The organism is Micromonospora mirobrigensis (genome assembly GCF_900091555.1).
Classification (GTDB): Bacteria; Actinomycetota; Actinomycetes; order Mycobacteriales; family Micromonosporaceae; genus Micromonospora; species Micromonospora mirobrigensis.
Genome location: NZ_FMCX01000012.1, coordinates 98611 through 106141, shown reverse-complemented (window position 1 = coordinate 106141; position 7531 = coordinate 98611). Strand labels below are relative to the sequence as shown.

General features: G+C 75.2%; 8 protein-coding genes and 2 rRNA genes. 8 read left to right on the top strand and 2 right to left on the bottom strand.

What is annotated here, in order from left to right; genetic code table 11:
• Nucleotides 1–104, top strand: a 23S ribosomal RNA gene (locus GA0070564_RS27305); the annotation flags it as partial.
• 84 nt (nucleotides 105–188) lie between these two features.
• Nucleotides 189–305, top strand: a 5S ribosomal RNA gene (rrf, locus tag GA0070564_RS27300).
• Between the two features lie 92 nt (nucleotides 306–397).
• On the opposite strand, the gene GA0070564_RS29550 is transcribed toward rrf, so the two are convergent.
• Nucleotides 398–2386 (bottom strand): hypothetical protein, encoded by a 1989-nt coding sequence (locus GA0070564_RS29550; RefSeq protein ID WP_091615490.1) that lies wholly within the window; start codon nucleotides 2384–2386, stop codon nucleotides 398–400.
• Here GA0070564_RS29550 and GA0070564_RS27290 point away from each other — a divergent pair.
• The gene (locus GA0070564_RS27290) at nucleotides 2288–3310 is read left to right on the top strand and encodes a tetratricopeptide repeat protein (RefSeq protein WP_245670305.1); all 1023 of its coding nucleotides are present in this window, start codon (nucleotides 2288–2290) and stop codon (nucleotides 3308–3310) included. The genes GA0070564_RS29550 and GA0070564_RS27290 overlap by 99 nt on opposite strands.
• On the top strand, nucleotides 3307–4323 hold the full coding sequence (locus GA0070564_RS27285; RefSeq protein ID WP_091615486.1) for an HAD-IIA family hydrolase: 1017 nt from the start codon (nucleotides 3307–3309) through the stop codon (nucleotides 4321–4323). The genes GA0070564_RS27290 and GA0070564_RS27285 overlap by 4 nt, the downstream gene beginning before the upstream one ends.
• 13 nt (nucleotides 4324–4336) lie before the next feature.
• Here GA0070564_RS27285 and GA0070564_RS27280 read toward each other — a convergent pair whose 3' ends face one another.
• Nucleotides 4337–4672, bottom strand: coding sequence for an SCP2 sterol-binding domain-containing protein (locus GA0070564_RS27280; protein WP_091615482.1), 336 nt, complete (start codon nucleotides 4670–4672; stop codon nucleotides 4337–4339).
• A gap of 114 nt (nucleotides 4673–4786) precedes the next feature.
• Between GA0070564_RS27280 and GA0070564_RS27275 the strand changes: the two genes are divergently transcribed.
• Genes GA0070564_RS27275 through GA0070564_RS27260 form a run of 4 tightly spaced genes read left to right on the top strand, consistent with a single transcriptional unit; the run spans nucleotide 4787 to nucleotide 7469 of the window.
• A complete protein-coding gene (locus tag GA0070564_RS27275; RefSeq protein ID WP_091615478.1) occupies nucleotides 4787–5404 on the top strand; it encodes a phasin family protein in 618 nt (205 codons plus the stop codon).
• 55 nt (nucleotides 5405–5459) lie between these two features.
• Entirely contained in the window at nucleotides 5460–5696 is a 237-nt protein-coding gene (locus GA0070564_RS30075) for a hypothetical protein (RefSeq protein WP_091615541.1), read from the top strand.
• 22 nt (nucleotides 5697–5718) lie between these two features.
• A complete protein-coding gene (locus tag GA0070564_RS27265; protein ID WP_091615475.1) occupies nucleotides 5719–6582 on the top strand; it encodes a TlyA family RNA methyltransferase in 864 nt (287 codons plus the stop codon).
• Nucleotides 6579–7469 carry an NAD kinase gene (locus GA0070564_RS27260; RefSeq protein WP_091615472.1) on the top strand — a complete coding sequence of 297 codons (891 nt, stop codon included), beginning with the start codon at nucleotides 6579–6581 and terminating at the stop codon, nucleotides 7467–7469. Before GA0070564_RS27265 ends, GA0070564_RS27260 begins: the two co-directional genes overlap by 4 nt.
• The last annotated feature ends 62 nt before the right edge of the window (nucleotides 7470–7531 follow it).

Genomic DNA, 7531 nt, shown 5'->3' with positions numbered 1-7531 from the left:
GGTGGGGTAAGGCCCCCAGCTAGACGACTGGGTTGATAGGCCGGAACTGTAAGCCCGGTAACGGGTTCAGGTGACCGGTACTAATAGGCCGAGGACTTGACTACGAAGCTGCTACGCGTCCACTGTGCAACTCTGAACAAGCGAACACCCGTGACGGTTTACCGGTGTGTTTGACATGTTCATAGAGTTACGGCGGTCATGGCGGAGGGGAAACGCCCGGTCACATTCCGAACCCGGAAGCTAAGCCCTCCAGCGCCGATGGTACTGCACTCGGGAGGGTGTGGGAGAGTAGGACGCCGCCGGACAAACATTCCAGTCGAGGGCCGCCCCAGTGAGGGTCGGCCCTTGACTGCGTTAGCGTCCTCGGAGACGCATGAGGAAGGATGTACCCGTGAGTTCAGGACCGCAGGGCGGCGATCGCCCCCGTCGTTACGAGGACCGTACCGACCGTCAGCAGGGGCGCGGCGACGCCCGTCGTGACGACCGTCCCCCGTACCGCGGGAGCCGCGACGACCGCGCCGGCGGCCAGCGGAGTGGCGCCGGGGGTGACCGCCGTGAGGGTGGTTTCCGCCGTGACGACAACCGCGAGGGTGGTTTCCGCGGTGGCGCCGGGGGCGACCGCCGTGAGGGCGGTTTCCGGGGCGGCGACCGTGACGGCGGTTCCCGCGGTGGTGAGCGTCGCGAAGGCGGCTTCCGCTCGGGTCCCCGTGAGGGTGGCTTCCGCGGTGGCGACAACCGCGAGGGTGGTTTCCGCGGTGGCGCTGGTGGCGACCGTCGCGAGGGTGGCTTCCGCTCCGGTCCGCGCGAGGGTGGCGCCCGCGAGGGTGGCTTCCGTGGCGGCGACCGTCGCGAGGGCGGCTTCCGCTCCGGTCCGCGCGAGGGTGGCGCCCGCGAGGGTGGCTTCCGTGGCGGCGACCGTCGTGAGGGTGGCTTCCGTGGTGGGGATAGCCGCGAGGGTGGCTTCCGGTCCTCGGGTCCGCGTGAGGGCGGCTTCCGCGGTGGCGACAACCGCGAGGGCGGGTTCCGCGGCGGCGATCGCCGTGAGGGTGGCGCTCGCGAGGGTGGCTTCCGGGGTGGCGAGCGCCGTGAGGGCGGCTTCCGCGGTGGCGACAGCCGCGAGGGTGGCTTCCGCGGCGGCGACCGTCGGGAGGGTGGCTTCCGCGGCGGTGACAACCGTGAGGGTGGCTTCCGGGGCGGCGAGCGTCGTGAGGGTGGCTTCCGCGGTGGCGACAGCCGCGAGGGTGGCTTCCGTGGTGGGGACCGTCGTGAGGGCGGCTTCCGGTCCTCGGGTCCGCGTGAGGGTGGCTTCCGCCGCGACGGCGACGCGCCGCGTGAGGGCGGCTTCCGCGGCGGGGACCGTCGCGAGGGTGGCTTCCGGGGCGGTGACAGCCGTGAGGGTGGCTTCCGCGGCGGTGAGCGCCGGGAAGGCGGCTTCCGCGGTGGTGACAGCCGTGAGGGTGGTTTCCGGGGTGGCGAGCGCCGTGAGGGCGGCTTCCGCGGTGGTGACAGCCGCGAGGGCGGTTTCCGTGGTGGGGACCGCCGTGAGGGTGGCTTCCGGTCCTCGGGTCCGCGTGAGGGTGGTTTCCGGTCCTCGGGTCCGCGTGAGGGTGGCTTCCGCCGCGACGGCGACGCGCCGCGTGAGGGCGGCTTCCGCGGCGGCGACCGCCGTGAGGGTGGCGCCCGCGCGGGTGGCTTCCGGGGCGGTGACAACCGTGAGGGTGGTTTCCGCGGCGGCGAGCGCCGTGAGGGCGGCTTCCGCGGTGGAGACAACCGCGGTGGAGACAACCGTGAGGGCGGGTTCCGGTCCGGGCCGCGCGAGGGTGGCTTCCGGGGCGGTGACAACCGTGAGGGTGGCTTCCGCGGCGGTGAGCGCCGGGAAGGCGGCTTCCGCGGTGGTGACAGCCGCGAGGGTGGTTTCCGTGGTGGGGACCGTCGTGAGGGTGGCTTCCGGTCCTCGGGTCCACGTGAGGGTGGCTTCCGCCGCGACGGCGACGCGCCGCGTGAGGGCGGCTTCCGCGGCGGCGACCGCCGCGAGGGTGGCTTCCGCGGCGGTGACAACCGTGAGGGCGGGTTCCGCGGCGGCGACCGGGCGCGTACCGAGCGGGACGGCGAGCGCCGTGGCTTCGACGATCGGCGTCGCGAGGGCGGCTACGGCGCCAGCGCGCCGCGCGACCGTGACGACGACCGGCGGGACCGGTCCGAGGACGGCGAGAGTGGCCGTTCGTCGGCGCCCGCCCTGCCGGACGAGATCGTCGCGAGCGACCTCGACACCGCCGTCCGCGCGGAGCTGCTCTCGCTGAACAAGCCGGTGGCGGAGACCGTCGCCCGGCACCTGGTCGCGACCGGCCAGCTGATCGACGAGGACCCGGCCGAGGCGCTGGCGCACGCCCTGGCGGCCCGGCGGCTCGCGTCCCGGATCTCCGCCGTGCGGGAGGCGGTCGGGCTGGCCGCGTACCACACGGGGGAGTGGCAGACGGCGATCGCCGAGCTACGGACGTACCACCGGATGACCGGGTTGCAGAGCCACCTCGCGGTGCTGGCCGACTGCGAGCGGGCGCTGGGCCGCCCGGAGCGGGCGATCGACCTGTTCCGCGGCGCCGACCAGGAGAAGCTCGACAAGGCCGTGGCGATCGAACTGCTGATCGTGGCCGCCGGCGCCCGGGGTGACCTCGGCCAGAAGGACGCGGCCGTGGCCATGCTGCAGGTGCGGGAGCTCACCACCGAGACGCCGGAGCCGTGGACGGCCCGGCTGCGCTACGCGTACGCCGACGCGCTGCTGGCGGTGGGCCGCCGCGAGGAGGCCCGCGAGTGGTTCTCCCGGGCCTCCGACGTGGACGCCGAGGGTGAGACCGACGCCGCCGAGCGGCTGCTGGAGCTCGACGGCGTGGTCATCGAGGGCGACGACGAGGACGAGGAGTCGGGCGAGGAGATCGCCGCCGGCCCGGGGACGCCGGGCGCGGTCGCGGCCCGTCCGGACGCCGACCTGACCGCCGCCGCCGGTGACCTGACCGCCGACGCCGACGCCGACGCCGACGACCTCGAGGACGAGGACGACGACCTCGAGGACGAGGACGACGACCGCGACGACGACTACGACGACGACGACTACGACGACGAGGACGAGGACGACCTCGACGCCGACGCACCGACCACCGACGAGCGCGCCGCGGACGAGCGGACCGACGGCGAGCCCGTCGAGGGGGCGGACCTGACCGGCCCGCAGGCCGGCGCGGCCGAGCCCACCGGTCCGGTCGCCACCGGTGAGGTCACCGGACGCACCGGGGACGAACCGGAGTCGGCGCAGCGATGACCACGAGCGCCGGGGAACGGCTGGTCGACGGGTACGCCCTGGTCGTGTTCGACCTGGACGGCGTCATCTACCTGATCGACCGGCCGATCCCCGGTGCCGTGGAGGCGGTCGGCCGGCTGCACGCCGAGGGCCGGGCCGTCGCGTACGCCACGAACAACGCGTCCCGCCGATCCAGCGAGGTCGCCGACCTGCTCACCGGCATGGGCGTACCGGCCCGGCCGGAGGAGGTGCTGACCTCGGCCGCCGCCTCCGCCGCGCTGCTCCGCGACCGGCTGCCCGCCGGCGCGCCCGTGCTGGTGGTCGGCGCGGAGGCGCTGCGCGCGGAGGTCCGCGCCGCCGGGCTGCGCCCGGTGGAGCAGGCCGAGGACGAGCCCGCGGCGGTCGTGCAGGGCTACGGCCCGCAGGTCGGCTGGGTCGACCTGGCCGAGGCGTCGGTGGCGATCCGGGCCGGGGCGCTGTGGATCGCCACCAACACCGACCGCACGCTGCCCAGTGGGCGCGGCCCGTTGCCGGGCAACGGTTCCCTGGTGGCGGCGCTGCGTACCGCGCTGCGACGGGATCCGGACGTGGTGGTGGGCAAGCCGGAACCGGCGCTGTTCGCCACGGCGGCCCGCCGGGCGGGCACCGGGCGGACCCTGGTCGTCGGTGACCGGCTGGACACCGACATCGAGGGCGCCCGCCGCGCCGGGCTGGACAGCCTGCTGGTGCTCACCGGGGTCAGCGACGTACCGGAGCTGCTGGCGGCCCCGCCGGAGCGACGACCGACGTACGTCTCCCGGGACCTCGCCGGGCTCTTCGACCCGGCGGCCCTGGTCCGGGTGCCCGCCACCTCGCCCGCAGCAGACTGGTCGGTCCGGGTGACCGGGCGCGACCTGGAGCTCGACGGCGCCGGCCGGCCCCTGGACGCGTTGGCGGCGCTCTGCGCCGCCGCCTGGTCGGCCGGCGTCGAACCGCTGGTCCGGCCGGCGTCACCGGACGCGGAAGCGGCCCTCGAGGCGCTCGGCCTGGCCTGAGGGCCGGCGGAGTTCAGAGCAGCTTGCGGAGCTTCATCAGGTCGAACGGGTTGGCCTTGATCGAGACCCGCCGCGCCGCCACCGCCTTGGTCACGTCCAGTTCGCCGCGGAGCAGGGCGACCAGGTCGTCGCTGGTGGTGCTCAGCGCGATCTTCGCCTTCGGGTCGTCGCCGTCGGTCAGGTCGACCAGCCGGCCACCGGTGAGCCGCCCGTGGAACGCGGTGTCGAGGTCGGTGACCCGGCAGGCCAGCGTGCGGTCCAGGTCGATCCGCTCCTGCATGTCGGCGTGCCGGTCCAGTCGGGCCGCCAGCTCCTGCAACGCCTGTCGGCACTCGTCCACGCTGGCCACATCGTCTCCTCACCGCACGCCACGCCGTTCCCCCGGCACGGTACCGCACCGGGTGTTTCCCAGGGCCCGGTAGCGTGACACCTGCACACCCCACCCCGCGGAAGGACTCAGGGCATGCAGGACGCGTGGCGCGCCTACCTCGAGCTGGCCATGGGCCTGACGGAGGCGCCCCGGAAGAGGGTTCAGGACGTCGTCAGTCGACTGGTCGGCTCCGGCGGCGCCACCGCGGCGCAGCTCCAGGCGCTGGGCGAGGAACTGGTCTCCACCGGCGTGGCGAACCGGGAGTCGCTGACCAAGCTGGTCCGGTTCGAGGTCGACCGGGCGCTGGGCGCGGTCGGGCTGGCCACCGCCGACGAGGTGGCCGAGCTGACCCGCCGGGTGCACGACCTGGAGAGCCGGCTGCGGGAGGCCAAGGGCGGCCAGGTGGCGCCGGTGACCGGACCGTCGCCGGTCGCGCCCCGGTCCGGCCCCACCGCCCCCACGTCCGACCGGGTCCCGGGCCCGACCTCGCCCGCCCCGGCTGCATCCGCGCCCACCGCCGCGCCGGCCCAGGATTCCCCGGCCGCGCCCGTCGCCGCCCCGGTGGCCCGCAAGGCGGTGGTGAAGAAGGTGGCCAAGAAGGCCGTGGCGAAGAAGGCGCCGACCACGGTTGCCCGTACCGACGACCAGCCGGCGCCGACGGTAGCGAAGAAGGCCGCGCCGGCCCGCCGGCCCGCGGACGACGACCGGTGACCCGGCACACCGGCGTCGGGACCCGCTCGTGAGCGGGCCGTTCCGGCCGGGACCGATGCCCGGCCCCCGGCCCGGTCCGCCGCCCGCGGCGCGGCCCGGCCAGCCCGCGGGCGAGCGGCCGGTGGCCCCGCTTCCGGTCGAGGACGTCGACGACGTCCGGCACCCGGCGGTGGACGCCGCCGTGCAGGCGATGGAGAACGCCGCGGCGCTCTCCCCGGCCGACCAGATCCCCCAGTACGAAGCGGCGTACGACACGTTGCGCGAGACCCTGGCCGGCATCGACCAGGCCTGACCGAGGCGGAGAAGCACCACCCATGGCACGTCGCAACCGGCTCGACGCCGAACTCGTCCGTCGCGGCCTGGCCCGCTCCCGTGAGCAGGCCGCCGCGTTGGTCAGCGCCGGCCGGGTCCAGCTCCGCGGGGTGGTCGCCGGCAAGCCCGCCGCGATGGTCGACCCCGCCGATCCGCTGCTGGTCACCGGCGAGGACCCCGGCACCGAGTACGTCTCGCGCGGCGGCCACAAGCTGGCCGGCGCGTTGGCCGCCTTCACCCCCGGTGGGCTGGCCGTCGCCGGCCGGCGCTGCCTCGACGCGGGCGCCTCGACCGGCGGCTTCACCGACGTGCTGCTGCGGGCCGACGCGGCCGAGGTGGTGGCGGTGGACGTCGGCTACGGCCAGTTGGCCTGGCCGCTGCGCACCGACGACCGGGTCCGGGTCTTCGAGCGCACCAACGTGCGTACGCTGACACCGGAGGCCATCGGCGGCCAGGTGGACCTGACCGTCGCCGACCTGTCGTTCATCTCGCTGCGGTTGGTGCTGCCGGCCCTGGCCGCCTGCACCCGTGCCGACGGTGACCTGGCGCTGATGGTCAAGCCGCAGTTCGAGGTGGGCAAGGAGCGGGTCGGCGCCGGTGGGGTGGTCCGCGACCCGGCGCTGCGAGCCGAGGCGGTGCTGGACGTGGCCGGGACGGCCGCCGGACTGGGACTGGGACTGGCCGACGTGACGGCCAGCCCCCTGCCCGGGCCGAGCGGCAACGTCGAGTTCTTCGTATGGTTACGCCGGGACGCGCCGCCGGCCGACCCGCGGCGGGTCCGGGCGGTGGTCGCGGCCGGCCCGCAGGGCCTGGCGACGTCCGGCGACGAGCCGGACCCGACGCAGACGGAGGAGGCGGCCCCATGAGTGCGGACCGGACGGCCCTGCTGGTCACCCACACCGGCCGGCGGCGGAGCACCGAGCACGCCCGGGCGGTGGCCGCGGACCTGATCACGGCCGGGTTCGAGGTGCGGGTGATGGCCGAGGAGGCCGACGACCTGGACCTGCCCGGCGTGGTGCCGGTGACCGGCGCCGAGGCGGCCGAGGGCGCCGAGATCGTCTTCGCGCTCGGCGGGGACGGCACGTTCCTGCGCGCGGCCGAGCTGGCCCGGCCGGCGAAGGCCCCGCTGCTCGGGATCAACCTGGGCAAGGTGGGTTTCCTGGCGGAGGCCGAGATCGACGACCTCGACGTGGCCGTGCGGGACGTGGTGGCGCGCAACTACACCGTGGACGAGCGGCTCACGCTGGACGTCACCGCCGAGTTCGAGGGCGGTCCGACGATCGAGTCGTGGGCGTTGAACGAGATCAGCGTCGAGAAGGGCGAACGCGCCCAGATGCTGGAGCTGCTGGTCGACGTGGACGGTCGGCCGCTGTCGCGGTACGGCTGCGACGGCGTGGTCTGCGCGACGCCCACCGGTTCCACTGCGTACGCGTTCTCCGGCGGCGGGCCGGTGGTCTGGCCGGAGGTGGAGGCGTTGCTGCTGGTGCCGATCAGCGCGCACGCGCTGTTCAGCCGGCCGCTGGTCACCGCGCCCACGTCGACCTTCGTCATCACCGTCGACCCGTTCACCACCCTCGCGGTGCTCGCCTGCGACGGCCGCCGGGTCTACGACCTGCCGCCGGGCGCCCGGGTGACGGTGCGCCGCGGTGGGTTGCCGGTGCGGATCGTGCGGCTGCGGGCGCGCCCGTTCACCGACCGGCTGGTGGCCAAGTTCGGCCTCCCGGTGCACGGCTGGCGGGGCAGCCGCCGCTGAGCGCTGCGCGTCGCCCGGGTCACCGGGCGTGCCGGTGACCGCCCCCGGTCGTGTCCACCTGG